Consider the following 25766-nt stretch of genomic DNA (forward strand, 5'->3'; position numbering starts at 1 on the left):
GGTGCGCTTTGAACTGAACGGCAGATTCGTAATCTAGGCGCGGCCCAGCCGGCGCAGCAGCAGACCTGACGGAACCGGTCTGGCTCCCATGCGGCGGACGGACTCGGCCACCTCGCGATCGGAGGAGACCACCGCCATGGCCCGGCCGGGCGGCTCGGCCCGTACGAGCTGGCGGATCAGGTCGTCGGCGATCTCGCCGGGCGCGCTGAACAGCACCCGCACGCCGCGCGGCGCCACCACCTGGACGGGCGCGTTGAGCTCGGCGCCGTCGAAGACCACGGTCACCTCGACCCTGGTCTGCGCGACCAGCCCGCCGAGGCCGGTCATCAGCCGGGTGCGCTGATCGGCCAGGGTCAGCGTGCCGTAGCCGGTCTTGGTCACGTTGTAGCCGTCGATGATCAGGTGCACCTGCGGCAGCGCGAGCAGTTGGTCGAGCAGCTGCGGATCGTCGTCGGCCAGGGCGCGCGCGGGCACGCCTCTGACGCCGGGGCGCTCGCCCGTGAGCGCGGCGACCGAGTCGGCGGGCCTGCTGATCATGGTGGGCAGGGCCAGCTCCCTGCGCAGCCCGGCGGAGGCGTCCTGCAGCGCGTCGAGCAGCACTCTGACGCGGGCGTCCTCGATGCTCCTGCCCTCGCGCGCGGCCCGGCGCGAGGCTTCGAGCTGTTTCTCCACGTCGGCCAGCCGCTCGCGGAGCCTGCGCAGCTCCGACTCGCCCGCGCTGCCCGCCGCCGAGGCGGCGGACTTGGCGTCGTCGGCCGCGTGCTCCATCTCCTCCGCGCGGCGCACGGCGGCCTTGCTCCGCTCGCGGGCGTCGTGGAGCTTGCGACGCAGGTCGGAGTTCTCGGCGCGGGCCAGCCTGAGCTGCTCGCGCAGCCGGTCGGACTCCTCCTTGGCGGCGCTCTTCTGGGTGGCGAGCTGCTCCCGCAGCCGGTTGACCGCCTCTTCACGCTCGGAGCCCTCGGCCGCGACCGCCGACTGCTCCAGGTCGGCCCGGGCGGCCTCGACCATCTCCGCCCAGCCGACCGGGCGCGTCAGGTAGGCCGCGGCGGCCACCAGCACGGGGTCGGCGGCGGGCGGCACGTTGCCCTCGACCAGCGAGGCGACGAGCTCGGGCCATCCGGCGGCCACCGACTCGGCGACCACCTCGCGGAACTCCTTGTCGTTCTCCAACTGGGCGGCGATGGGCGCGCTGCCGAGTTTGGCGCGCTTGCGCGGGTCGAATTTGGCGATCCCGCGCAGCGGCGGCGGAATCGTGGCAGCGGGCATGGACCCGAGGACCGTCGCCGCCAGATCGACGACATTCAGTCTCACCTGCTCGGGAAGCGGGCGAGACAGGCCTTCACCCGCTGAACTCATCCCACGGTCCCTTCGTGACATGCCCTTTCAGACAAGGGTACGGCTGCCGTGTACCTGACCGTAACGGCCGGTCGCGTATGGACAAGCGCTTGCTAGGGGTATACGACTGTGCCGAGGCCCGCGTTCACCCGGTGTTCACCCTGGAGGCCGACCGTGACGGACCAGATGCGTACCTCCACCCGTGACCTGGATGAACTGCGTGATCGAGTGGGAACGTGGCTCAGCGGACGCGTCGACCGGCCGGTGACGGTCTCCGAACTGTCGCGGCCTACGGGAAACGGCATGTCGAGCGAGACCCTCTTCTTCACCGCGTCCTGGTCCGGCGAGCGTACCCGGTGCGTGGCCAGGATGGCGCCCGCCCAGGAGGCCGTGCCGGTTTTCCCTTCGTACGATTTGCGGGCCCAGTTCGAGATCATGCGTTCTGCCAGGGAAAAAGCTGGAATCCCAGCACCGAGGGCCCTCTGGTTCGAGCCCGACCCCGCCCCACTGGGCAGCCCGTTTTTCGTGATGGAACGGGAGGACGGGGACGTACCACCCGACGTCCTGCCGTACACCTTCGAGGGCTGGCTGCTCGACGCGGCGCCGCACGATCGGCGCCGGCTGCAGGACGCGACGGTGGCGATCCTGGGCGCGCTGCACGACGCGCCGTTCACCGCGCATGACCTGGCCGTGCTTCCCGAGGGCGGGCTGCGCCGCCACGTGGACGAGCAGTACGCCTATTACGAGTGGGCGCACGGCGCCACGCGCATCCCGCTGCTGGAGCGGGGCTTCGACTGGCTGGAGGCGCACTGGCCGGCCGACCCGGGGCCCGACGTCCTCTGCTGGGGTGACGCCCGCATCGGGAACGTGATGTATCGCGACTTCACGCCGGTGGCGGTGTTCGACTGGGAGATGGCGGCGGTGGGGCCGCGCGAGCTCGATCTGGGGTGGATGATCTTCCTGCACCGTTTCTTCCAGGACCTCACGGAGTCCGTGGGTATGCCCGGGATTCCGGACTTCATGCGACGCGCCGACGTTTGCGGGAAATATCGGGAGCTGACGGGTTATCAGGCGCGGGACATGGAGTTCTACGAGATGTACGCGGCGCTGCGGCACGGCGTCATCATGGCCAGGGTGTGGCAGCGCCGGATCCACTTCGGCGAGCAGCCCAGACCGGACGACCCCGACGACCTGGTGCTGCACCGGGCCACGATCGAGCGGATGCTCAAAGGCTGGCGTCGTACACCATGAGCGCGATCTGCACCCGGTTGTTGAGGTCCAGTTTGGTGAGGATCCGCGAGACGTGCGCCTTGACCGTGGCCACGCTCATGTAGAGCTCGCCGCCGATGGCGGCGTTCGACTTGCCTTGGCCGACAGCCAGCGCCACCTCCCGCTCGCGCTCGCTGAGCCGGTCGAGCAGCCCGCGGGCCCGGTCCGTACGCCGGTCCGCGCCGCCGTCGGAGACGTGCGCGATGAGCTGGCGGGTCACGGCGGGCGACAGGATCGGCTCACCCGCCGCCACCTTCCTGATCGCCTCGACCAGCTCGCGCGGCGGGATGTCCTTGAGCAGGAAACCCGCCGCCCCCGCCCGCAGCGCCCGCACCACCTGGGCGTCGGCGTGGAAGGTGGTCAGCACCACCACCTCGGGCGGCGACTTGGCCGTACGCAGGGTCTCGGTCGCGGTGAGCCCGTCGACGTCGGGCATCCGGATGTCCATCAGCACCACGTCGGGCCGGTGCTCGGCGACCAGCGGCGGCACCTCGGAGCCGTCACCCGCCTCGGCCACGATCCGGATGTCGCCGGTCCCGCCCAGAATCATCGACAGCCCGGCCCGCACCAGGGCGTCGTCGTCGACGATCAGTACGCGGATCGGCGCGGTCATGTGTCCTCCCGGGAAGTCTCCACCGGCCACGGTAACCAGGCGCGCACCAGGAAGTCGCCTTCCCGGGTCGCGCCGTGCTCGAGTCGCCCGCCCGCGAGCTGGGCCCGCTCGGTCAGGCCGATGAGCCCGGCGCCGGCTCCGGGGATGCGGGTGATCTGCCGTACTCGGAGCGGGTTGCGCACCTCAGCCGTCAGGCCCGTGCCCGGACCGCCGGCGACGGTGACCGTCACGGGAGCGCCGCTCGCGTGCTTGCGCGCGTTCGTGAGCGCCTCCTGGACGATGCGGTAGACGTTGCGGCCCAGCCCCTCGGGCGCGTCACCGGCGTCCAGGGCGAGGTCCACCTCCATGCCCGCCTCGTGGCACTCCTCGATCAGCGGGTGCAGGTCGGCCAGCGTGGGCTGCGGCCGGTCGGGGACGGGGTCGCCGGCCGAGGGCGCCGAGTGGCGCAGCACGCCGATCACCTCGCGCAGGTCCTGCAGCGCGTGGTGGGCGCTGTTCCTGATCGCCCCGGCGGCCCTGGCGATCTCCTCGGCGGGCGCGTCGGGCCGGAACTCCAGCGCGCCCGCGTGCAGGCTGAGCATGGAGATGCGGTGCGCGAGCACGTCGTGCATCTCCCTGGCGATCCGCTCGCGTTCGAGCCGCTTGGCCTCCTCCGCCGCGATGTCGGCGCGCTGCCTGAGCGACCAGACGAGCTGCCGCCTGGCCCGGATCACGATGCCCCAGGCGAACACCGTCAGCGCGATGGCCGTCCCGATGATGGCCGGCCCCAGCACGCCCAGCTCCGCGTCGGGCCTGAGGAAGGAGAACGGGATCAGCGTCAGGAGGCTGAGCAGCACGAGCGGGCCGGAGATCTTGAACGGCCGGTGCACCGCCACGGTGAACAGGGCGACGACCGCGGCCCCGCCCACCAGCGCCAGGTACACCGACAGCACCGACGTCACCAGCGCCAGCGCGACCGGCCACCTGCGGCGCAGCCACACCGCCGCGCACGCCAGCGCGCCGACCACCTGCTCGATCGCCATCACGGGCGTCGGCTGACCCTCCAGGTCCGGCAGACTCAGCAGGGCCAGCCCGCAGGCGGCCAGGAACATCAGGACGTCGACGATCCAGTCCCGGGTCGAGCGCCGCACCGGACGCCGCTCGTCGCCGTCCCCCAGCAGGACCGAGGGCAGCAGCCAGCGGTATTCCGTCACGTTCCCCGAGGTTAGGCCCTTCCCCCGGCCGAGGGACAGCGACCAAAGTCGATACCCGCCGAGACCTACGGCGGACGCGCCGGAGATGCCGCGCACGGAAGCCTGGGTGACATGAAGGCGATACTCGACGTGTTCGGCTGGCTGCTGGTGCTGCAAGGCGTCGGCGGCGTGGTCAACACCCTGCTGGGCTGGTGGCGCTGGGCCCACGACCTGCTGCTGGTCAACCGCCTGCCGTTCCTCCAAGGCCGCGAGATCTTCGCCGCCATCGTCATCGGCGTGCTCGGGCTGGTGCTGCTGTCGGCCTCGGCGTCGATGAGCGGGAAGGCGGACCGGACGTGAGCACGACACTGCGTCCGCCGCGCAACCAGGCGGACCGGCGGGCGATCTCCTGGTGGACGGCCCAGGCGATGATCCTGGCCGTGCCGGTAGCCGTCGCCGCGATGGCGGCCTACTGGCTGTTCACCGACCGGTCGGTGTGGCTGGGGATCCTGACGGCCGCGTTCGCGACGAGCTGCCTGGTGCTGGCGGTGGCCGCGCCGCGCGCGTACTACCGGGTGGAGCGCTGGGAGGTCACCGGCGAGGCCGTCTACACGCGGAAGGGCTGGCTGACCCACACCTGGCGGGTCGCGCCGATGTCGCGCATCCAGACGGTCGACACCGCGCGGGGGCCGGTGCAGCGACTGTTCGGGCTGGCCGACGTCACGGTCACGACGGCCTCGGCCGCGGGCGCGATCAAGATCGAGGCGCTGGACCATGAGCTCGCCGCCGAGCTGGCGCGGCGGCTCACCGCCATCACTCAGGCGACGCCGGGTGATGCGACGTGAGCTGGCGCAAGCTCTCCTCACGGAGTCTGGGCGCGTCGTCGGTCCTGTCCCTGGCGATCGTGGCGCCCGTGGTGACCGTCCTGGCGCGTACGCTGATCGGGCTCGACTGGCCGGCCGGCGCGACGGTCGCGGCGGGCGCGGGCGCCGCGGCGCTGATCGTGGCCGGTGTGCTGGCCTACGACGTCGCGCGGCTCCGCTCGACGCGGTGGCGGCTCACCGCGGAGCGGCTGGAGCTGCGCTCGGGCATCGCCGTACGGCAGCACCGCTCGATCCCGCGCGACCGTGTGCGCAGCGTCGACCTCAGGGCGGATCCGGTACGACGGGTGTTCGGGCTGACCGTCGTCAAGGTCGGCACCGGAGAGCACGCGGGCGAGGGGACCGAGCTCACCCTGGACCCGCTGCCCAGGCAGGAGGCCGAGGCGCTGCGCCGTACCCTGCTGCGAGCCGGCGCGGTCCCGCTCGGGGACGAGGGCGGCGCGGTGGCGGAGCTGCGGTGGGCCTGGATCAGGTACGCGCCGCTGACGGTGTGGTCGTTCGCGGGCGGCGCGCTGGTGCTGGGAGCGTTGTACAAGCTGCTCGACGCGTTCGGCGTGAACCTGTTCACCACGGGGACGGCCTCGGACGCCTGGGGCTGGGTCATGGAGCGGCCGTGGTCGGCGGTGCCGCTGCTCGTGGCGGTCAACGTGGTGGTCGGGGTGGCGGGCGCGATGCTGCTGTTCGCCGAGTCGTGGGGGCGTTACCGGCTGGAGCGCGAGCCTGGCCGGCTCCGGCTGCGCAGGGGGCTGCTGACCAGCCGGTCGCTGACGCTGGAGGAGCGGCGGCTGCGCGGGGTGGAGCTCAGCGAGCCGCTGCTGTTGCGGCTGGGCGGCGGAGCGCGGGTCAAGGCCGTCGCCACCGGGCTGGGCAAGGCCGCGGAGAACGAGACGGAGGACGTGGCCGCGCTCACCCCACCGCTCCCCCGCGCGCTGGCCGAGCAGATCGCCGAACGCGTCGCGAACCTGGGCCGGTCCGATGCGGCGACGCCCGCCACGGACCCATGGCAGGCCGGAGCGGCTGGTCCATGGCGGGCCGGGCTGGTGGCGCATCCGGCGGCGGCCGGGCGCCGGCGCGTTGTGCGCGCGCTCGTCACCGTCGCGGCGCTGGCGTCTCTGGCCGGGCTGCCACCGCTCCTCTGGGCGTGGCCGGGCGGCTGGATCTGGCCCGCGACCGTGCTCGCGATCGGGTTCCCGGCCGGCCTGTGGCTGGCCGGCGACGCCTACCGGGGACTCGGCCACGCGCTCGGTCCGCGCCATCTGGTGACCAGGAGGGGCTCGGCCGTGCGGCGTACGGTCGCGCTCGACAGGAGCGGCATCGTCGGCTGGACGATCGAGCAGTCGTTCTTCCAGCGCCGCGCCGGTCTGCTCACGCTCTCGGCGACGACCGCGGCGGGAGACGGGCACTATGACGTGGTCGACGTCGGCACGGGCGACGGGCTCGACCTCGCGGCGCGAGCCGTGCCCGGTCTGCTGGAGCCCTTCCTCGCCGGGGAAGAACAGTGAGCCGCGGATCTCCCCCGGCTTGCCCATGCCCCTGTCTTGGACAAGCGAGACCACGCGGCTCATTTGCTGTTCGGGGACAACGTTATGTGCCGCACTTGCAAGCCACTTGCAGCCTTGTTAACCGTTGTCGTCAACATCGTGCCTGGTGAACGACGTACCGGCCACAGGGAGCTGAGCGGCCCCCAGACGTCCGGCACGACGCCGTCCATCCCAGTGACCGCGACCGGCCTCGCCGTCCGCCACAGAGGCCACTGGACGCCCGGACGGGCGGTCAGCTGCCGATCGGCTTCCTGGCCAGCTCGGCCAGATACGTCTTGGCCAGGGAGAGCGCGCCGTCGCGGGCTTCCTTGTCGGCCATCAGCTTGACCTTGGGCGAGTTGGCGGGCTCGTCCTTGGGCCGTTCGGCGCCCGAGTAGTCGACCACGATCACCGTCGCCCCCTGCCGCAGCAGCACCGTGCCCGTGGCGGCGTACGTGTCGCCGTGCATGAGCTGCGCGTACTGGCTGAAGGCGGCCTCACCCAGGCCCTTGACCTCGGACAGCTTGCTCCACGTGATGCCGCCCATGGAAGAGCCCGCGGTGGTACCGCGGCTGCCGCGCTGGCCCGTGTAGAAGGCGCGGGCGGCGGGCGCGTCCTCGACGCCGGCGCGGTTGGTGAAGCGGTGCGTGGTGATCAGCGCGCTGCGGATCCGCTTGACGTCGTCGCCCACGGGGATGTCCACGTTCAGCCACCGGCACTCGGTCTGCGCGTCGCCGCCCGCCTCGGTGCCGCGAGCCCGTGGCGTGGGCGAGGGGACCAGACGGGTGGCCAGTTCGGTCACGCCCTGGCAGGCGGCCGGGAAGACGGCCAGGACGGTGGGCGAGGGCGTCGCCTCGGGCTTGGGCGTGGTGGTGACCGCGGTCTGGTCCGGCTGAGCCAGCACGTTCGGGTGCTGCGCCTTCCACGCGGCGATGCCCTTGGCGATGTGCCCGAGCACGCCGCTGGCCTCGCGGATCGCGTTGTCCTCCGTGACCGACTGGGTGGTCGCGTTGCTGAGGATCTGCGCGTCCTTGCGCTGCTGGTCGGCCTGGTACTTGACCTTGATCGTCATGTCGTCGACGCGGGCGTGGGCCTCGCCGAAGGAGTACCAGAGCAGCTTGCCGGAACGGCGCCAGGTGTACTGGGCGTACGCGGCGTCACCGATGCCCGGCACGTCCTTGATCGGGGAGATGTACTCCTTCTCCCCCTTCTTCGGTGTGGGCTTGGCCGTCTCGGCGTACTTGCCGCTGCCGTAGTCGATGTCGTAGGAGTTCTGGGCCATGGTCCGGCCGGTCTTGGCGCCGTCGCCGCGGTGCTGTTCGACGCGTACGTCGACCTCCCGGCTGCGCCAGTATTCGCCGAACGAGATGCGGCGGTTGACCCAGTTGCAGGTGAAGTTGAGCGTGTAGTCGGAGTCCCGGGAGCCCTTGGCCACCGTCGCCTCCGGCACGAGGCGCTCGGCCTCGCTCTTGGGCAGCATCGAGCACACGTCGAGCGCCGCGGCCGTCGCGGACGCGGGCGGCTTGACCGGCTTGGTCCCCGTCGAGGGCGTGGAGCGGGAGACCTTCCCGTACACGAGGTAGGCACCCGCGCCGCCCGCGATCAGCACGACCACGGCGACGGCCACCACCGGCAGGATCCACGACCTGCGCGGCGGGCGCGGCGGCGGCCCGGACGGGCCCGGTGGCATGGTCGGCTGCTCGAACTGCCTGCCCGGGATCCGATAGGGGTTGGTCGGCGGCTCGAACGCGCTACCGGGTTGCACGAGGGACTCCTGGGGTTGCCCTGACTTAGGGGGAAACATGCTAGTCACACCACTTGCAAGACACTTGCAAGGGCTCAGTTGTTCAGCGCCGCGGAGACCACACGCGCGGACTCGATCGCCGTCTTCCTGTCGGCCGGAGTGTTCGGCGGAACGTCCTCGCGGTGCAGGATGACCTCGCCCACGAGATTACTCGTGCGGAAGAGCAGGGTGCTGTCCGTTCGGCCGGATTCGGTGCTGCTCAAGTAGAACTCGAAGGTGTCCTGGACGAACGCCGCCTCACCCACGCCGGACACGTCGGCCAGGGGACCGGTGGTCTTGCGGAACACCGTGCCCTTCGCCGCGGCGCGGCTGCCGTGCTCGCTGTCGAACCGCAGCCGGGCCACGGCGGGGCCGCTGTAGTCACGGTCGGGCTGCTCGGCCCTGGTCCGCACGATGATCGAGCGGGTGATCTGGGAGCCGTCGCGCACCTGCCACACGCACTCGCCCGCCCTGGTGCGCAGCCGCTGCACCGTGCCCTTCAGCAACTGCCCGGCCCGCGCGTCACCGATCAGCCCGCACGGGTCCGGGGCGGAGGCGAACCTGCCCGTCTCCTTCGGCCCGTTCAGTACGGTCAGGCCGTACCAGCCGCCCGCGCCCACCACGGCGACGGCGGCCAGCGCCGCGGGCACGAGCCACCATCGGCGCCGGCGGGCGGGCGCGCCGCTCAACCGCTCGCGGACCTGCTCGGCCGTCGGCCGGGCCGCGGGGTCCTTGGCCAGCATGGCCATCAGCAGCCCGCCGAGCTCACGCCCCGCCCTGGCCGGGAACGGCGGTTCGTGCAGCAGCACCGCGGCGGCCACGGCGGCGGGCAGGGCGCGCTCGAACGGCGGCCGGCCCTCCACCGCGGTGTAAAGGCTCGCGCCGAGTGACCACAGGTCGGAGGCGGGGCCGGCGGCATGCTCGTTCAGCCGTTCGGGCGCCATGTAACCGGGTGAGCCCGCGGTGCCCTGCCCGTCGGCCCGGCCGCCCATCGGAGTGGCGATGCCGAAGTCGGTGAGCATGGCCGAGCCGTCGGCGTCGAGCATGATGTTGGCCGGCTTGACGTCCTGGTGCAGCATGCCGTGCGCGTGCGCCACCCGCAGCGCCGACAGCACCTGGAGCCCGATCCGGGCCACGGCCTCCGGCGGCAGCGGGCCCCGTTCCTTGATGACCTTGTCGAGTGAGCGGCCGGCGACCAGGTCCATGACGATCCACGGCTGGTCGCCGTCGAGCACCACGTCGTGGACGAGCACGATGGCGGGGTCGCGCAGCCGTCCCGCGGACCTGGCCTCGTGAATCGCCCGGTCGGCGAACTCGGCCCGCTGGCGCGGCGTCAGCTCGGCCGGCAGCCGCATCTGCTTGACCGCGACCTGCCGGTCGAGCGTCTGGTCGAGCGCCCGCCACACGGTGCCCGCGCCGCCTTCGCCGAGCCGCTCCACCAGGCGGTAGCGGCCGGCCAGCAGGTAGAAGTCAGCCTGCACTGCGCAACGCCCGCTCGCTGGCCCGCGCGGCCTTCAGCGCGGACTGCTTGATGTCCTCGTCGGTGGGCTTGGTGGTGAGGGTGGTGTATTCGACGCTCACCACCAGGTTCGCCAGGCGATAGTAGATGTGAGCGGAGTGCACCCGGCCCGAGGGCCCGGTCAGCTCGAAGGTGAACGCCTCCTCACCGACGCCGGTGAGCGTGCGGACCGGAGTGCGCTTGGCCTTGAGCGAGCCCTTCACCCCGATCTCCGGCCAGGTCCAGTCGACCTCGTTGTACTTGGCCCAGTAGCGCTGCTGGTTGCCCAGCAGCGTGTGGGCCGTCACCGGGGTCATCGACCAGGGGTCGGCGGTGTCGGAGTCCTTCTGGAGCTGCAGTCCGACGCCGGTGCCCTGGACCGGCCAGCCGCACTTGGGGCCGATGTCGTCGGAGCCGGGCTGCGGCTTGGGCGGCTGCTGGGTGTGCAGCAGCTCGCCGATCTCCGCCTGGGCGATCAGCGAGCACACGTTCATGGGGACGGTGAAGGCCTCCGGCACCTCATCCTGATTTTTCAGGACATTCAGCACCGCGTACGTACCGCCCGCACCGACCACGAGCACCGCGGCCGCCGCGGCGGCGATCCAGACGATCGCCCTGCCGCGGCGCTTCACCCGGGCGGGCGCGGTGATGTCGTGCTGCGCCGCGAGCCGGGCCGTCCGGCCCGCCGCGACCTCCTCCAGCGCGTGGATCGCGGCCCGCGCGTCAGGACGGGCCGCGGGGTGGCGCGCCATCATGGCGGCGAGCAGCGGCCCGATCGGGCCGCGCGCGAGCGGAGGCGGCTGCGTCAGCGTGGCCTTGATCCGCTCGGCCGGCGAGCCGTCGTAGGCCGGCCTGCCCTCGGCGGCCGCGAACAGCGTGGCCCCCAGCGACCAGATGTCGCTGGCCGGCCCGCCCGGCTCGCCCTCCAGCCGCTCGGGCGCGATGAACCCCGGCGAGCCGATCATCAGCCCCTGCTCCGTCAGCGTCGCCTGCCCCTCCTGCCGGGCGATGCCGAAGTCGGTGAGCACCACCCGGCCGCTGTCGGTGAGGAACACGTTGCCCGGCTTGACGTCGCGATGCTGCAACCCCAGCGCGTGCGCGGTGGCCAGGGCGTCCAGGACCGCCGCGCCGATCCGGGCGGCCTGCTCCTGCGGCATCGCCCCGCGCTCCCGGACCGCGTCGGCGAGCGTACGGCCCCGCAGCAGCTCCATGACCAGCCACGGCCGCTCGTGCTCGACGATGACGTCGTGCAGCGCGACGATGCCCGGATGCCGCAGCCGGGCGGTGGCCTGGGCCTCACGGACGGCCCTGGTGACGAGGTCGCCGCGCTCCTTGGCGGGCAGTCCGTCGGGCAGCGTGAGCTCCTTGACCGCCACCTCGCGGTCAAGCATCTCGTCCCTGGCCAGCCACACCCTGCCCATGCCGCCGCTGCCGAGCGGCCGCAGCAGTGAATAGCGGCTGGCGAGTCTTCCCCCGGACATAAACGGAAGGGTAACTAAGGATCAAGCCGAACAGTTATTCGTCCGCAACAGCTAACTGTCGGTCTTCCTCTCTATGGTCTTGGTTCGTGGATCCGGTTCAAGGCACTCTCGACGAGCTCGGCACGCCGCTGAGCGACGTCACGTTCGTCGTGTTCGACCTCGAGACGACCGGGGGCTCCCCGGCCGATCACATGATCACCGAGATCGGCGCGGTCAAGGTGCGGGCAGGCGAGGTCCTCGGCGAGTTCTCCACGCTGGTCGATCCCGGTGGGCCGATCCCGCCGTTCATCTCCGTGCTGACCGGCATCACCGACGCCATGGTGGTGGCCGCGCCGCGCATCGAGTCGGTGCTGCCGGCCTTCCTCGAGTTCATCCGCGGCACTACCCTGGTCGCCCACAACGCGAGCTTCGACACCCGCTTCGTCAAGGCGGCCTGCGCCGCCCACGGCTATCCCCCGCCGGCCAACCCGGTCGTCGACACCGTCGACCTGGCCCGCCGCGTGCTGACCCGTGACGAGACGCCCAACGCCAAGCTCGCCACGCTGGCCAGGTTCTTCCGCAGCCCGACCGATCCCTGCCACCGCGCCCTGCAGGACGCCCGGGCCACCGTCCACGTGCTCCACGGCCTGATCGAGCGGGCCGGCTCCTTCCAGGTCCACACGCTCGAAGAGCTCAAGTCCTTCGTCCGCGCCCCCACCCCCGAGCAGCAGGCCAAGCGCCACCTGGCCGAGTCGGTGCCGCACTCCCCCGGCGTCTACCTCTTCGAGGACGAACGCGGCGAGGTCCTCTACATCGGCAAGAGCACCAATCTGCGCAACCGCGTCCGTTCCTACTTCACCGCCAGCGAGACCCGCCCGCGCATCCGCGAGATGATCGGCATCGCCGAACGCGTCCGCCACATCGTCTGCACCACCGCCCTCGAAGCCGAGGTACGCGAGCTACGCCTGATCGGCGGCGCCAAGCCCCGCTACAACCGCCGGTCCCGCTTCCCGGAGAAGGTCGTCTGGCTCAAGCTGACCGACGAGCCGTTCCCCCGCCTGTCGATCGTCCGCGAGCTCAAGGACGACGGCGCCGCCTACCTCGGCCCGTTCTCCAGCAGCCGCTCGGCCGACGACGCCCGCATCGCCCTGCACGAGGCGGTGCCGCTGCGCCAGTGCACCCAGCCGATCAGCCTGCGCACCCACCGCGCGGCCTGCGTCCTGTATGAGATGGGCCGCTGCGGGGCGCCGTGCGAGGGCAGGGAGAGCCAGACCGACTACGCGCTCCACGCCCAGGCCGCCCGCCGGGCCATGACCCTCGACGCCTCGACCGTCTTCTCCGCGGTCTCGGCCCGCATGGAACGCCTCTCGGTCGAGCAGCGCTATGAGGAGGCGTCCATCGACCGCGACCGTCTCGCGGCCTTCGTCCGCGCCGCGGCCCGCATGCAGCGCTTGACGGCCATCACCCGCATCCCGCAGTTGGTGGCCGCGAGCCCGGCCTTCGACGGCGGCTGGGACATCCACGTCGTCCGCTACGGCCGGCTCAGCGCGGCCGGCGTCATGCCGCGCGGCGCCCACCCCGTCCCCTACGTGGAGTCCCTCGTGGCCACGGCCGAGAGCGTCATCCCCGGCCCCGGGCCCGTCCACGCGGCCAGCGCCGAGGAGACCGAGTGCATCCTGCGCTGGCTGGAGTCGCCGGGCGTCCGCCTGGTGGAGGTCGAGGGCGAGTGGAGCCTGCCCGCCCACGGCGCCGCCCGCCACAAAGCCCGCATCGACCTCGCCTACCGCGGCCTCGATCAGGGCCGCTAGAGTTGGGCCCATGGTCACGGCTATCGTCCACATCAATGCCGAGGTAGACCGCATCCCGGAGGTCGCCCAGACGATCGCCGAGATCGACGGGGTCAGCGAGGTCTACTCCATCACCGGCGAATACGACCTGCTGGCGATGGTGCGGGTGGCCGCCTACGAGCAGATCGCCGAGGTGATCCCGGGGCGCCTCAACAAGGTGGCCGGCGTGCTCCACACCGAAACCCACATCGCCTTCCGCACCTATTCCAAGCATGACCTTGATGCGGCGTTCTCCATCGGTTTCGGAGAAAGCGACTAAACCCGCCCCACCCAAAAACCCCTTTTTGCTGTTTTACGGCTGGCACGGTGGGCCCCAATGCGGGGGCAGGGCTGGGCTCTGTCCAGGGATACGGTCCTGAGGTGTCCGGGGCTGGGCGCCGTGACGAGACGGTGAGACCGTGGCTCCCGGCGGCTTCTCGCCGTACGTCGCCTGCTCGTCACCCCGCTGTTCCCGGCGTTCCTGCGCCACGGCACCGGCACCGCTTTTCTACGACGGCGAACTCACCGGACGACCTGACCGCCGGACACCAGACACAGGTGTGACTCGCAACCCACCGCCGGTGATCTTTGCCACTGCCGGGTCAATCGGAACGGCGCTGCGGCGGTCGCGGGTGTCCGGCACGCTCCAGGCGGTCGAAGGATCTCAGCCCGCGGCGGACGACAGAGCAAAGGCAAGAAGATCTCCTTGCCACTTCCAACGTATAGCGCACAGGGGGGCTTGCGGCAAGACCCGGGTCTTGCCGCAGAATCGGCGGCCGGACACAGCACCGACGAGGAAACGGGAGGCACGACGTGGGTGTGTTGTCGATGTACGGGGGACACGACGACCTCGGACCGCGGATGAGATCGGCGGTGCGGTTGCGGGCGCTTGACGCGGTGCGACGGAGCATGGCCGCCTCGGAGGTGTCGCGATGATCGAGCAGTACGTGTTGGATCTTCAAGAGGTTGACCAGACGCAGGTCGCGGTCGTTGGCGGCAAGGCCTCGCACCTGGGCTGGCTGTCGCGGATCGACGGCATCCGCGTGCCGGCCGGGTTCTGCGTGACGACGTACGCCTTCCGGCGGATCATGACGGAAGCGCCGTCGATCGACGAACGGCTCGATCAGCTGTCGCGCCTGAACCCGGATGACCGGGAGGCGATCCGCACGCTCAGCGCGGAGATCCGCCGGACCATCGACGGGATCGCCATCCCGGGCGACCTGGCGGCGGCGATCACCCGCGCGCTCGCCCAGCTCGGCGAGCAGGCCGCCTACGCCGTGCGATCCAGCGCGACGGCAGAGGACCTGCCGACGGCATCCTTCGCCGGCCAGCAGGACACGTACCTGAACGTCGTGGGGCCGGCGGCGATCCTCCAGCATGTCAGCCGGTGCTGGGCGTCGCTGTTCACCGAGCGGGCCGTGACTTACCGCCTGCGGAACGGCATCGACCACCGTACGGTCCACATGGCCGTGGTCGTGCAGCAGATGGTCTTCCCGGATGCGTCCGGCATCCTGTTCACGGCCGACCCCGTCACGGGCAGCCGGAAGGTCGCCACCGTGGACGCCGGCTTCGGCCTCGGCGAGGCCCTGGTCTCCGGCCTGGTGAACCCGGACGTCTTCAAGGTGCGCGACGACGAGGTCGTCGCCAGGACGGTCGCCGCCAAACAGCGCGCCGTTCACGCCCTGCCGGCCGGCGGGACGCGGGAAGTGGCGATCGACCGGCAGCGGCAGGAGCAGCCGGCGCTGACGGATGAGCAGGTCGTACGGCTCGTGCGGCTCGGGCGGCGGATCGAAGCGCATTTCGGCCGCCCGCAGGACATCGAATGGTGCCTGGCCGACGATGACTTCCAGATCGTGCAGAGCCGGCCGATCACCACGCTGTTCCCCATCCCCGCGGCCCGCGACCAGGAGAACCACGTCTACCTCTCCGTTGGTCATCAGCAGATGATGACCGACCCCATGAAGCCACTGGGGCTCTCCATGTGGCAGCTGACGGCCATGGCGCCGATGCACGAGGCCGGCGGGAGGCTGTTCGTCGACGCCACCCGGCGTCTGGCCTCGCCCGCGAGCCGCGCCGGCTTCCTGGAGATGGTGGGGAGGTCCGATCCGCTGACCAGGGACGCGCTGGAGACCGTCCTCGACCGCCGCGACTTCGTCCCGACGCTCCCGGAGGCTGGTCCCGGCGGCCCGCCGGCCGGCGGGCCGGCCGCCCCGATCGAGACGGATCCGGCCATCGTCACCGAGCTGATCGAGCGCACCCAGGCCTCCATCACCGCCCTGCGGCGCGACATCCGGACGAAGACCGGACCGGCGCTGTTCGACTTCCTGCTGGAGGCCTTCCAGGAGCACAGGCGAGTCCTCGGTGATCCCTTGAGCATGCAGGCGATCATGGCGGGGATGGAGGCCACCTGGTGGCTCAACGACCAACTGCGGGAATGGCTGGGCGAGAAGAACGCGGCCGACACCCTCACGCTGTCCGCCCCCGACAACATCACGTCGGAGATGGGACTGGCGCTGCTGGACGTCGCCGACGTGATCCGCCCGCATCCGCAGGTGGTGGCGTTCCTGCGGGACGTCGAGGACGACGGTTTCCTGGACGAGCTGCCGAAGCTCGCGGGCGGGACGGAAGCGCGCCACGCCATCGAGGCCTACCTCGACCGCTACGGCATGCGCTGCGTCGGCGAGATCGACATCACGAGGCCGCGTTGGCGCGAACGCCCCACCACGCTCGTGCCCGTGATCCTCGACCACGTCAGGAACTTCGAGCCGGGCGCCGCCGAGCGGCGCTTCGAGCAAGGACGGCAGGCGGCGCAGAAGAAGGCGCAGGAGGTGCTCGAACACCTGCGGGCCCTGCCGGACGGGGAGCACAAGGCCGACGAGACCAAGCGGATGATCGACCGGGTCCGGACCTTCATCGGCTACCGGGAGTACCCGAAGTACGGCATCATCAGCCGCTACTTCGTCTACAAGCAGGCCTTACTGGAAGAGGCCGAGCGCCTCGTGCAGGCCAACGTGCTCTTCGAGAAGGAGGACGTCTTCTACCTCACGTTCCAGGAGTTCCACGACGTCGTGCGCTCGAACCAGGTGGATGACAAGCTCATCCAGGAGCGCAAGGACGCGTTCCGGTCGTACCATGCGCTCACGCCGCCCCGGGTGCTCACCTCTGACGGCGAGGCCCTCTCCGGGGCGTACCGACGCGACGACGTGCCGGCCGGCGCCCTGATCGGCCTACCGGTCTCCGCCGGGACCATCGAAGGGCGCGCCCGCGTCATCCTCGACATGGCCCAGGCCGATCTCGAACCGGGTGACATCCTCGTCACGACCCACACGGACCCGAGCTGGACGCCCCTCTTCGTCGCCATCGCAGGCCTGGTGACGGAGGTCGGAGGATTGATGACACACGGCGCGGTGATCGCACGGGAGTACGGCCTGCCGGCTGTCGTCAGCGTGGTCGATGCCACCCGGCTGATTCCCGATGGGCAGCGGATCCGCGTGCACGGAAGCGACGGGTACGTCGAGATTCTGCCTTGACTGAGCACGCGGATCGGCGGCACGCCGCATTACCCGGGATAACCGGCAAAGCGTCGTGAGTGGTCAGACGGCTCGGCCCAGGAAGGCGAGGAGTTGCCGGTGCAGGGGTGCGTCCTCGGCGGTCTGGGTCTCGGGGCCGAACACGCCGGGGATCCGGTAGGCGTCGATGCCCATGGAGCGCATCGTCACCAGGAGGTCCCCGCACAGTTCCTCGTCGACCAGGGACTCCTGACCGGTGGCGATCGCCAGGTCGAGGCCGTGTACGAGGATCTCCGTCAGGTGGACCACGGCGGCCAGCGGCCCGGGGAGGACGCCGAGGGAGATGTGCACGGTCTGCTCCAGCGCATCTGGACGGCGCCACGCGGCGCGGTCGGCCGCCGCGGCCTTCTCGTACGCGCCCACGGGGTCCGCGCCCAGCCAGTCCGCCTCGTGGTCGGCGCCCGGGTCGGTCCCGTCGAGCTTGGCGGCGAAGATCCGCATGCCGCCCACGACGTGGTTGAGCAGCGTACGGACGTCCCAGCCCGCGCACGGCGTGGGCCGGTCCCACTGATCGGCGGCGATGCCGGCGACTATGCCGGCCGTCATGTCGGCGGCCCGTTCGATCTGGTCGACTACCTGGCTCATGCTCGATCCCCTCATAAGTTAACGAGTGTAAGGTTACATCGCTGAGCTAACGGATGTAAAGTCATGGCATGAGCAGTGAAACGCACCGCACACGGAACAGGCGCGGCGAGGGTTCCCGGCTACGCGGCGAGATCATCGCGGCGGCGACCGCGCTCCTGGAGCAGGCGGGCAGCGAGGACGCGATCACGCTCCGGGGGGTGGCCCGCCAGGCAGGGGTGTCCGCCCCGTCGATCTACGCCCACTTCGCCGACCGCGAGGAGATCATCGGCGCGGTGGTGGCGCGGGCGTTCGCCGAGCTCGATGAGGCGCTCGGCACGACCGTCGAAGGCGAGACCGATCCCGCGCGGCGGTTGTGGAAGCTGTGCGAGGCTTATCTGGACTTCGCCGAGAGCAGGCCGCACCGCTATCGGGTGGCGTTCGGCAGGCACAGCACCGCCGACCCGACCACCACCGGCTCGGCCACGCGGCTGGAGGATCTGTCGGGCGGCCGGGCATTCACCCGCCTGATCGAGGCGGTCGCCGACTACGCGAAGAGCGAGCGCGCAAACGACGGCGACGCGAAAGACGGTAGCGCCGACGCCGGCACCACGCAGAATGGCCCCGCGCAGGACCGTCGCGCGAACGACGTCCCAGCGCGGAACGGCCGCGCGAAGAACGGCTACGCGGCGAGCCGGTCGCCGCAGGTCGCGGCCACCGCCCTGTGGGTGGCTCTGCACGGGTACGCGGCGTTGACCGCGAGCGTCCCGCTGTTCCCATGGCCCGATCGGCGAGAGATGCTCAGCACGCTACTCGCCTCCGTAACCCCGGCCCCATAGAAACCCGGCACGGCAAAAGAGCGGGCCCGGACGGAAGATCCGTCCGGGCCCGGAGATGAAGAGGAAGAACTACCGCGTCAGCGTATGGTCATCGCCGGCGCCGACAGCCGCGTGCTCGTCTTCATGCTCATGCCCATGCCCGTGCCCGTCGTCGAGCGGGATCTTCTCCCCGCCGTACGCCTTGGACATGAGGGCGCGCAGCTTGCCGAGCGGGCCGCGCATCCCCTTCGGCGGGATGCCCGAACTGTCGGGCGCGACCGGCAGCATCAGCACCGGCTCCTTGCCCCGCACGTGCGCCTCGATGTCGTCGTCCGGCGGCGTGTGGAGCTCGATGTACTCGCCGTGCGGCAGCCGCTTGATCACGCCGGACTCGACGCCGTGCGAGACGACGGCCGCGTCGTAGCGCTGCAGGCCGAGACACGTGCGATACGTGATCAGGTACGCCAGCGCGGGCCCCAGGAAGATCAGCCACCGCCCCACGATCGTGGTGACGTTGAGGCTGATCTGGAAGTTCGCCGAGATCTCGTCGTTGGCGCCGAGCAGCCAGAGCACACCGTAGAACGTGATGGCCGTCATGCCGATCGCGGTGCGGTGCGGGTTGTTGCGCGGGCGGTCGGCGATGTGGTGCTCGCGGTGGTCGCCCGTCACCCAGCGTTCGAGGAACGGATAGAGCGCCAGGCCCGTCATGATGATGCCCATCGGCACCAGCGCCGGGATGATCACGTTGAGCGGCAGTGTGCCCGCGTGGGCCGTGCCGAACAGGTTGATCTCCCACGGCACCATGATGCGCAGCGCGCCTTCGAGGAAGCCCATGTAGAAGTCGGGCTGCGAACCCGCCGACACGTCGGCCGGCGTGTAGGGCCCAAACAGCCAGATCGGGTTGATCTGGGCGAACGTCGCGAGCCCCGCCACCACCGCGAACGTGAACAGGAAGTACGCGCCCGCCTTGGCCATGAAGGCCGGGTAGAAGGGCGCTCCCACCACGTTGTGGTTGTTGCGGTTCTTGCCGGGCATCTGGGTGTGCTTCTGCGTCCACATGAGCACCATGTGGGCGGAGACGAGCGCCAGGATGATGCCCGGGATGAGCAGGATGTGCAGCGAGTAGAACCGGGAGATGACATCATCACCCGGATATTCACCGCCGAACAGGAAGAACGTGATGTAGGTGCCGACCAGCGGCAGCGAGATCGCCACGCCCTCGGTGATCCGCAGACCGGCGCCGGACAGCAGGTCGTCAGGCAGGGAGTAGCCGGTCAGACCCTCGGCGAGCGCCAGCGTCAGCAGCCCGACGCCGATCAGCCAGTTGAGCTCGCGCGGCTTGCGGTAGGCGCCGGTGAAGAACACGCGCAGCGCGTGCACCGTCATGCCGGCCACGAACATCAGGGCCGCCCAGTGGTGCATCTGCCGCATGAGCAGTCCACCGCGGACGTCGAAGCTGAGCTCCAGCGACGACGCGTAGGCCTGGGACATCATGACGCCCTTGAGCGGGGCGTACGACCCGTCGTAGGCGATCTCCGCCATGCTGGGCTTGAACCAGAACGTCAGGAACGTCCCGGTCAGCAGCAGGATGACGAAGGAGTAGAGCGCGATCTCCCCCAGCAGGAACGACCAGTGGTCGGGGAAGACCTTGCGGAAATTGCGCTTGAGGAAGTTGGCCGCGCCGAGGCGCTCGTCGAGGAAGTTCGACGGGCCCGCGATGCCCTTCGGAACGGTGGTCAGCTCGCTCATGCCTGGCCTCCCTTGGACCTGGCCTCGGCTTCGGCGTCGCCGCGCTCCCAGTAGCTGGGACCGGGCGGCACGTTGAAGTCCCCCTTGGCGATGAGGAAGCCCTCGCCGTCGACCGTGATCGGCAGCTGCGGCAGCGGCCGGGCGGCCGGGCCGAAGATGACCTTGGCGCCGTCGGCGGCGTCGAAGGTCGACTGGTGGCAGGGGCAGAGGATGTGGTGGGTGGTCTGCTCGTAGAGGGCCGCCGGGCAGCCCACGTGCGTGCAGATCTTGGAGTAGGCGACGATGCCGTCGTGCGTCCAGTTCTGGTTGGTCCCGGACTTGATCTCTTCCGGGCGGAACTTGATCAAGATCAGCGTGGCCTTGGCCAGGGCGTTCAGGTCGTGCTCGTAGCCCTCGGGCACCACCGACAGGATGCCGCCCGGCGAGTTGAAGTCCGCCGCGCGGATCGGCTGGCCGGTGCCCTCGACGACGAGCCTGAGCGGCTTGCCCTCCTTGGTCTTCTCGCCCCAGACCGTGTGCCGCAGCGTCTTGTTGAAGGCGGCGCCGGGCATCTTGGAGTTGTCCAGGTCGCGCAGCAGCACCACCGGGAGCAGGCCCAGCGGCGCGGCCGCGAGCAGCAGCGTGCGGCGCATCATCTTGCGCTTGACGAAGCCGCTCTCGTTGGCGCCCTGCACGAACGTCTCGGCGACGTACTCACGGTCGTCCTCGGCGGAGACCATGGGGTGGCGCTCCTGGACCAGGGAGTACTTGGGCATGATCATGCGGACCCACACCACGATGCCGCAGGCCAGCCCCAGCAGCGCCAGCGTCAGCGTGCTGCCGAGTGCGAGGTTGGAGACGCCTGTGCTCTCCGGGCTGCCGACCTGGAAGTAGACGTAGGAGATGATGAACGCGATGCCCGCGAGGAACGTGACCGCGAAGCAGAGCGTCGCGATCCTCTCGGCCTTGCGCGCCTTCGTCTCGTCCTGCAGCGTGACGCCCGGGACGTCGACCTCGGCTTCCTCGGTTTCGGGGGCGCCGAGCATCGAGGTGCCCGGCACGGGAGTGCCGATGACGCGCTTGGGAACGCGCTCGTCCGGCTGCTCGATCTCGTGCTCGTTGTCTGTCATGACTTCTGTCGCTTCTTCGCGGTGATCCAGATGGCTGCGAGGGCGAGGGCACTGAGGCCCGCTATCCACGCTACGAGACCTTCGGTGACCGGTCCAATACGTCCGAGGCCGAAACCTCCCGGGTCCTTCTGCGCGCGAACCTCGGTGATGTAGGCGATCATGCTGCGCTTCTCTTCAGGCGTGATCGTCGAGTCGTTGAAGACCGGCATCGCCTGCGGGCCGGTGACCATCGCCTCGTAGATCTGCGTGGGAGACGCCTGGTTCAGGTTGGGCGCGTACTTCCCTCGGGTCAGCGCACCGCCCGCGCCGACCCAGTTGTGGCACTGGATGCAGTTGGCGCGGAAGAGCTCGCCACCCTTGCCGGCGTCGCCGAGCTTGGCGTCGACCTGCTCCTTGCCGGGCACCTGCGGGCCGCCGCCGAGCGACTGCACGTAGGCGCCGAGCTTGCTGATCGCGTCCGGGTTGACCCAGTCCGACAGCGGCTTGCGCGGCGCCTGGGCGCCGGAGTCGGCCGCGGGCATGCGGCCCGTGCTCACCTGGAAGTCCACGGCCGCGGCACCGACGCCGATGAGCGTGGGGCCCTTGCCGGTGATGCCCTGCGCGTTGAGCCCGTGGCAGCTGGAGCAGTGTGCCTCGAACAAGGCCTTACCCTCGGCCACGTCGTCGACCCTGCCTGACGCGAGTGCCGCGTCGGCAGGCTTGCCCACCTGGACAAAGGCGGTGTATGCCATCCCGACCAGCGCCAGGGCGAAAATCAGGACGGCGTATCTCGCGAGGGGATGCCGCCGCCAAGCGGTGATCCTAGTCACAGAGATCCCGTTCCTTAACGAATAATGTAGATGGTCGCGAAAAGGCCGATCCAGACGACGTCGACGAAGTGCCAGTAGTAGGACACGACGATCGCGCTGGTGGCCTGCTCATGCGTGAAGCGCTTCGCGGCGTACGTGCGTCCCAGCATGAACAGGAACGCGATCAGGCCACCCGTCACGTGCAGGCCGTGGAAGCCCGTCGTCAGGTAGAACACCGAGGTGAAGGCGTTCGCGGACAGGGTCGCGCCCTCTTTCGCCAGCTCGCCGTACTCGTACAGCTGACCGGCGACGAAGACCGCGCCCATCAGGAAGCTGACGAGGTACCAGAAACGGAGCTTGCCGACCTGCCCCTTCTCCGCGGCCCACACGCCCATCTGGCACGTCACACTCGACAGAACCAGAATGATCGTGTTGGCCGTCGCGAACGGGATGTTCAGGTGAGCGCCTTCGGCTTCCACGCCCTGCATGACGAGCGCGGGGCCCCACTCGAGGCCCTTGCCCTCGCTCACCGACCGGATGGTGAAGTACATCGCGAACAGCGCCGCGAAGAACATGAGCTCGGAGGACAGCCAGACGATCGTACCGACGCTGACCAGATTGGGTCTGCGGTACGGCTGTGCTGTCGTCGTCGAAGTTATTGCGGATGCTGTCGCCACGGGCAGCATTATTGCGGCTTCTGTAGCCGGTCCGACGCACGACCCCCCCGTAGCAGGAACAAACATGCCTACAACCCAAGAAAATAGGGACAAAACGACCGCTAGAGACGGCGGCCTGGGTTTGGGGGCCGGGGCACCGGTACGATTCCAGGTGACCATACCGCTTCGACCGATAGTGAGCGCGACCGTGAGCACCGACGACACGATGAGGGTCCTCGTCTACAGCGACGACGCCGCCACCCGTGAAGAGGTACGGCTGGCGATCGGCCGGCGACCCGCCGCCGATGTCCCCTTCGTGGAGATCGTGGAGTGCGCCACCGAGCCCAAAGTGCACCAATGGCTGGGTTCCGGTGAGATCGACGTGGCCGTCCTCGACGGCGAGACCCAGCCGGCGGGCGGCATGGGCGTCTCGCGCCAGGCCAAGGACGAGGTCTACGACTGCCCTCCCGTCTGCCTGATCATCGCCAGGCGCGACGACCGCTGGCTGGCCGAATGGTCCAAGGCCGACGCCGTGGTCCCGCAGCCGCTGGAGCCCATGGTGCTGGCCGACACCGTCGCCGACCTGATGCGCCGCCGCGCCTCGACCCGACTCAACGCGAAGTAGGTGCCTTCCGTGGATGCCCGGACGACCTGGCCCGCCCTGCTTTCCGCTCTCCTGTCAGGTGAGCATCTGACCGCCGACGAGACGTCCTGGGCGATGCGGGAGATCATGTCCGGCTCCGCGACGTCGGCCCAGATCGCCGGGTTCGCGATCGCGCTGCGGGCCAAGGGCGAGACGGTGGCCGAGGTCGCGGGCCTGGCCCGCACCATGCTGGAGCTGGCCACCCCCCTCCACATCGAGGGCCCGGTCGTCGACGTGGTCGGCACCGGCGGCGACCGCGCCCACACGGTCAACGTCTCGACGATGGCCGCCATCGTGGCCGCCGCCGCGGGCGCCCGCGTGGTCAAGCACGGCAACCGCGCCGCCTCCTCCTCGTGCGGCGCCGCCGACGTCCTGGAGCACCTCGGCATCCACCTCGACCTGACGCCCGAGCAGACGGCCCACGTCGCCCGCGAGGCGGGCATCGCCTTCTGCTTCGCCCCCGTCTACCACCCCGCGCTGCGCTTCGCCGGGCCGCCGCGCAAGGAGATCGGCGTCCCGACGGTCTTCAACTTCCTCGGCCCGCTCACCAACCCGGCCCGCCCCGCGGCCCAGGCCATCGGCGTCTTCGACAAGCGCATGCTGCCGATCCTGGCGGGTGTCTTCGCCGAGCGCGGCGTCTCCGCCCTGGTCTTCCGCGGCGACGACGGCCTCGACGAGCTGACGATCGCGACGACCTCCACGGTCTGGATCGTCAAGGACGGCGCCGCCACCCAGACCGTCTTCGACCCCGCCGTCCTGGGCATCCCCCGGGCCGACGCGGACGCCCTCAGGGGCGGCGACGTCGCCTTCAACGCCCAGGCGGTCCACGACCTCCTGCGCGGCAAGCCAGGCCCGGTGCGCGACGCCGTGCTCCTCAACGCGGCGGCGGCCCTGGTGGCGCTGGACGGGCCCGGCGACGACCTCGACGCGGCCATGATCGACGGCTACGCGCGCGCCGCCCAGGCCGTCGACTCCGGAAACGGCTCGGCCACCCTGGACCGCTGGATAGCGACCAGCCGCGCCCTCCGCCCCGCCTGACACGCCGGCCCGCTTCAGGAGACCGCCGACACCGGCTCGCAGCAGGCCGCCTGACAGGCTGGCTCGCTCAGAGACCGCCTGACAGGTCGGCTCGCTCAGCAGGCCGCCTGGAGAGGCCAGTATGCTCAACAGGCCGCCTGACAGGCTGTCACGCTCAACAGGCCGCTGACGGCGCTGGCTCGCCCAGGAGGCCGCCACAGGGGCCTACGGGAGCCGTCAGTGGATGAGCATCGTCGGTGCCGCCTTGAGTGAGCTCCACTTGAGCCACTCCTTCCAGCTCTCCTGCCAGTGCCCCCACCCGTTGGTCGGCTCCAGCGGGCGGGGTGAGCCCGTGATGATGATCGGATCCCCGATCAGCGTGTTCTTGATGAACCAGGCCGCGTTCTCCGGGCTGACGTTCACGCAGCCGTGGCTCACGTTCGAGTAGCCCTGCGAGCCGACCGACCACGGCGCGCTGTGAATGTACTCGCCGCTGTTCGAGATGCGTACGGTGTTGTAGACGGTCAGCTGGTAGTAGCCCGGCGACCCGGGCCCGATGCCGGGTGAGGTCATGACGGTCACCGGCTCCCTGGACATGGCCAGGTGGACGCCGGAGGTCGTGTAGTACTTCCAGGCCCCGCCCTGGCCGGCGCTCATCGGCATGGTGCGGATCTTCTTGCCGTCACGGCGGACCGTCAGCATGTGGACGTCGGTGCTGCCCTTGGTGATCTGCTCACGGCCGATCTTGAAGTTGAAGGCGAAGTCGCGCTTGCCGTACACGCCTTCCGCACCCCGTACGCCGGCCAGGTGGGCTTCCAGCCGGACGTTGGTGTGGGCGGGCCAGTACTTCGCCGGCCGGAAGTCCACGTGCCGGTCGTCGAACCAGTGCCAGGCGCCCTCGACCGGCTTCGAGCTGCGGATGGTGAGGTTGCGCTCGACCGCCACCCGGTCGGTGATCGGCTGGTCGAACGTGATCATGACCGGCATGCCGACCCCGACCGTCAGGCCGGTGTCGTACCGGTTGGGCGTCACCGTCTCGAGGTCGAAGAACTTCTCCGCCTTGACCGTCGAGAACGTGCTGGTGGTCTCGCTCGTCTTGCCGTCGGGGCCGGCGGCGACCGTGGTGACCGTGTACGTGGTGCCCGGCTTGGCGATCCGGGTGCTGCGCCAGCTGGTGCCGTCGGCGCTGAGCACGCCCGGCAACTGACCCGCCTTGCCCCCCTGGATGCGGACGCTCTTGAGCGTGCCGGACTGGGCGGCGACGAGGACGGTGTGGTCTGTAGGGATATTTGCGGATTTGTCGAGCGGGTTCACCACGACCGTGGCACCCGCAGCCGGCTTCCCCGCCCCGGTCGTGGCCGTACTGGCGACCGCGCTCGCCCCGCCGGTGGCGCCCACCGGGGCGGCGTTTCCAGTAGTGCCGGTCTCGGACCCCGAGCACGACGCCAGCAGAGCCAGGGCCAGCAGTCCGGCCGATCTATGAGCCAAGCGCCCCACGT

General features: G+C 70.4%; 22 protein-coding genes. 10 read left to right on the forward strand and 12 right to left on the reverse strand.

Annotation, left to right across the window (positions count from 1 at the left end; all coding sequences use genetic code 11):
* Positions 1-33: 33 nt before the first annotated feature.
* Positions 34-1311: an NYN domain-containing protein gene (locus tag ACGFNP_RS54500; protein WP_358318405.1), complete on the reverse strand. Its 1278-nt coding sequence runs from the start codon at positions 1309-1311 to the stop codon at positions 34-36.
* Between the two features lie 198 nt (positions 1312-1509).
* On the opposite strand from ACGFNP_RS54500, the gene ACGFNP_RS54505 reads away from it, so the two are divergent.
* A complete protein-coding gene (locus ACGFNP_RS54505) occupies positions 1510-2586 on the forward strand; it encodes a phosphotransferase family protein (RefSeq protein ID WP_393332081.1) in 1077 nt (358 codons plus the stop codon).
* Here the strand turns inward: ACGFNP_RS54505 and ACGFNP_RS54510 are convergent.
* Complete coding sequence (locus tag ACGFNP_RS54510) at positions 2561-3217, reverse strand: response regulator transcription factor (protein WP_219532781.1); 657 nt, start codon at positions 3215-3217, stop codon at positions 2561-2563. The two genes, ACGFNP_RS54505 and ACGFNP_RS54510, sit on opposite strands and share 26 nt — an antisense overlap.
* Complete coding sequence (locus ACGFNP_RS54515; protein WP_393332085.1) at positions 3214-4410, reverse strand: sensor histidine kinase; 1197 nt, start codon at positions 4408-4410, stop codon at positions 3214-3216. Before ACGFNP_RS54515 ends, ACGFNP_RS54510 begins: the two co-directional genes overlap by 4 nt.
* Before the next feature lie 111 nt (positions 4411-4521).
* Here ACGFNP_RS54515 and ACGFNP_RS54520 point away from each other — a divergent pair, with 111 nt between their 5' ends.
* The 3 genes from ACGFNP_RS54520 to ACGFNP_RS54530 are packed head-to-tail and all read left to right on the forward strand — an operon-like array spanning position 4522 to position 6772.
* Complete coding sequence (locus tag ACGFNP_RS54520) at positions 4522-4749, forward strand: hypothetical protein (RefSeq protein ID WP_358318402.1); 228 nt, start codon at positions 4522-4524, stop codon at positions 4747-4749.
* A complete protein-coding gene (locus ACGFNP_RS54525) occupies positions 4746-5234 on the forward strand; it encodes a PH domain-containing protein (protein WP_358318401.1) in 489 nt (162 codons plus the stop codon). Before ACGFNP_RS54520 ends, ACGFNP_RS54525 begins: the two co-directional genes overlap by 4 nt.
* Complete coding sequence (locus tag ACGFNP_RS54530; RefSeq protein WP_393332090.1) at positions 5231-6772, forward strand: PH domain-containing protein; 1542 nt, start codon at positions 5231-5233, stop codon at positions 6770-6772. Before ACGFNP_RS54525 ends, ACGFNP_RS54530 begins: the two co-directional genes overlap by 4 nt.
* Before the next feature lie 271 nt (positions 6773-7043).
* Here the strand turns inward: ACGFNP_RS54530 and ACGFNP_RS54535 are convergent, their stop codons facing one another.
* The 3 genes from ACGFNP_RS54535 to ACGFNP_RS54545 all read right to left on the reverse strand — a co-directional run bounded on the left by ACGFNP_RS54535 (position 7044) and on the right by ACGFNP_RS54545 (position 11552).
* Positions 7044-8555 (reverse strand): hypothetical protein, encoded by a 1512-nt coding sequence (locus ACGFNP_RS54535; RefSeq protein WP_393332093.1) that lies wholly within the window; start codon positions 8553-8555, stop codon positions 7044-7046.
* 74 nt (positions 8556-8629) lie between these two features.
* Positions 8630-10054, reverse strand: a complete 1425-nt coding sequence (locus ACGFNP_RS54540) for a serine/threonine-protein kinase (protein ID WP_393332096.1) — start codon at positions 10052-10054, stop codon at positions 8630-8632.
* Positions 10044-11552 carry a serine/threonine-protein kinase gene (locus tag ACGFNP_RS54545; protein ID WP_393332098.1) on the reverse strand — a complete coding sequence of 503 codons (1509 nt, stop codon included), beginning with the start codon at positions 11550-11552 and terminating at the stop codon, positions 10044-10046. The genes ACGFNP_RS54540 and ACGFNP_RS54545 overlap by 11 nt, the downstream gene beginning before the upstream one ends.
* A gap of 86 nt (positions 11553-11638) precedes the next feature.
* On the opposite strand from ACGFNP_RS54545, the gene ACGFNP_RS54550 reads away from it, so the two are divergent.
* The 3 genes from ACGFNP_RS54550 to rph all read left to right on the forward strand — a co-directional run bounded on the left by ACGFNP_RS54550 (position 11639) and on the right by rph (position 16887).
* Entirely contained in the window at positions 11639-13339 is a 1701-nt protein-coding gene (locus tag ACGFNP_RS54550; protein ID WP_358318396.1) for a DEDD exonuclease domain-containing protein, read from the forward strand.
* Between the two features lie 10 nt (positions 13340-13349).
* A complete protein-coding gene (locus ACGFNP_RS54555) occupies positions 13350-13637 on the forward strand; it encodes an Lrp/AsnC family transcriptional regulator (RefSeq protein WP_214637825.1) in 288 nt (95 codons plus the stop codon).
* Between the two features lie 652 nt (positions 13638-14289).
* Positions 14290-16887: a rifamycin-inactivating phosphotransferase gene (gene rph / locus ACGFNP_RS54560; RefSeq protein WP_393332102.1), complete on the forward strand. Its 2598-nt coding sequence runs from the start codon at positions 14290-14292 to the stop codon at positions 16885-16887.
* 63 nt (positions 16888-16950) lie between these two features.
* Here rph and ACGFNP_RS54565 read toward each other — a convergent pair whose 3' ends face one another.
* Positions 16951-17511: a TIGR03086 family metal-binding protein gene (locus tag ACGFNP_RS54565; RefSeq protein WP_393332105.1), complete on the reverse strand. Its 561-nt coding sequence runs from the start codon at positions 17509-17511 to the stop codon at positions 16951-16953.
* A gap of 68 nt (positions 17512-17579) precedes the next feature.
* Between ACGFNP_RS54565 and ACGFNP_RS54570 the strand changes: the two genes are divergently transcribed.
* A complete protein-coding gene (locus tag ACGFNP_RS54570; RefSeq protein ID WP_358318393.1) occupies positions 17580-18326 on the forward strand; it encodes a TetR/AcrR family transcriptional regulator in 747 nt (248 codons plus the stop codon).
* A 69-nt stretch (positions 18327-18395) separates the two neighbouring features.
* Here ACGFNP_RS54570 and ACGFNP_RS54575 read toward each other — a convergent pair whose 3' ends face one another.
* Genes ACGFNP_RS54575 through ACGFNP_RS54590 form a run of 4 tightly spaced genes read right to left on the reverse strand, consistent with a single transcriptional unit; the run spans position 18396 to position 22637 of the window.
* On the reverse strand, positions 18396-20054 hold the full coding sequence (locus ACGFNP_RS54575) for a ubiquinol-cytochrome c reductase cytochrome b subunit (RefSeq protein ID WP_358318392.1): 1659 nt from the start codon (positions 20052-20054) through the stop codon (positions 18396-18398).
* Positions 20051-21163 carry a Rieske 2Fe-2S domain-containing protein gene (locus ACGFNP_RS54580; RefSeq protein ID WP_358318391.1) on the reverse strand — a complete coding sequence of 371 codons (1113 nt, stop codon included), beginning with the start codon at positions 21161-21163 and terminating at the stop codon, positions 20051-20053. Before ACGFNP_RS54580 ends, ACGFNP_RS54575 begins: the two co-directional genes overlap by 4 nt.
* Complete coding sequence (locus ACGFNP_RS54585) at positions 21160-21972, reverse strand: c-type cytochrome (protein WP_358318390.1); 813 nt, start codon at positions 21970-21972, stop codon at positions 21160-21162. The genes ACGFNP_RS54580 and ACGFNP_RS54585 overlap by 4 nt, the downstream gene beginning before the upstream one ends.
* Positions 21973-21986: 14 nt before the next feature.
* A complete protein-coding gene (locus ACGFNP_RS54590; RefSeq protein WP_358318389.1) occupies positions 21987-22637 on the reverse strand; it encodes a heme-copper oxidase subunit III in 651 nt (216 codons plus the stop codon).
* 196 nt (positions 22638-22833) lie between these two features.
* On the opposite strand from ACGFNP_RS54590, the gene ACGFNP_RS54595 reads away from it, so the two are divergent.
* The gene (locus ACGFNP_RS54595) at positions 22834-23232 is read left to right on the forward strand and encodes a hypothetical protein (protein WP_393332566.1); all 399 of its coding nucleotides are present in this window, start codon (positions 22834-22836) and stop codon (positions 23230-23232) included.
* Between the two features lie 9 nt (positions 23233-23241).
* Positions 23242-24288 carry an anthranilate phosphoribosyltransferase gene (trpD, locus tag ACGFNP_RS54600; protein ID WP_358318388.1) on the forward strand — a complete coding sequence of 349 codons (1047 nt, stop codon included), beginning with the start codon at positions 23242-23244 and terminating at the stop codon, positions 24286-24288.
* 216 nt (positions 24289-24504) lie between these two features.
* Here the strand turns inward: trpD and ACGFNP_RS54605 are convergent, their stop codons facing one another.
* On the reverse strand, positions 24505-25764 hold the full coding sequence (locus ACGFNP_RS54605; RefSeq protein ID WP_358318387.1) for an Ig-like domain-containing protein: 1260 nt from the start codon (positions 25762-25764) through the stop codon (positions 24505-24507).
* Between the last annotated feature and the right edge of the window lie 2 nt (positions 25765-25766).

This window comes from Nonomuraea sp. NPDC049269 (genome assembly GCF_043197155.1).
In the GTDB taxonomy this organism is placed as follows: Bacteria; Actinomycetota; Actinomycetes; order Streptosporangiales; family Streptosporangiaceae; genus Nonomuraea.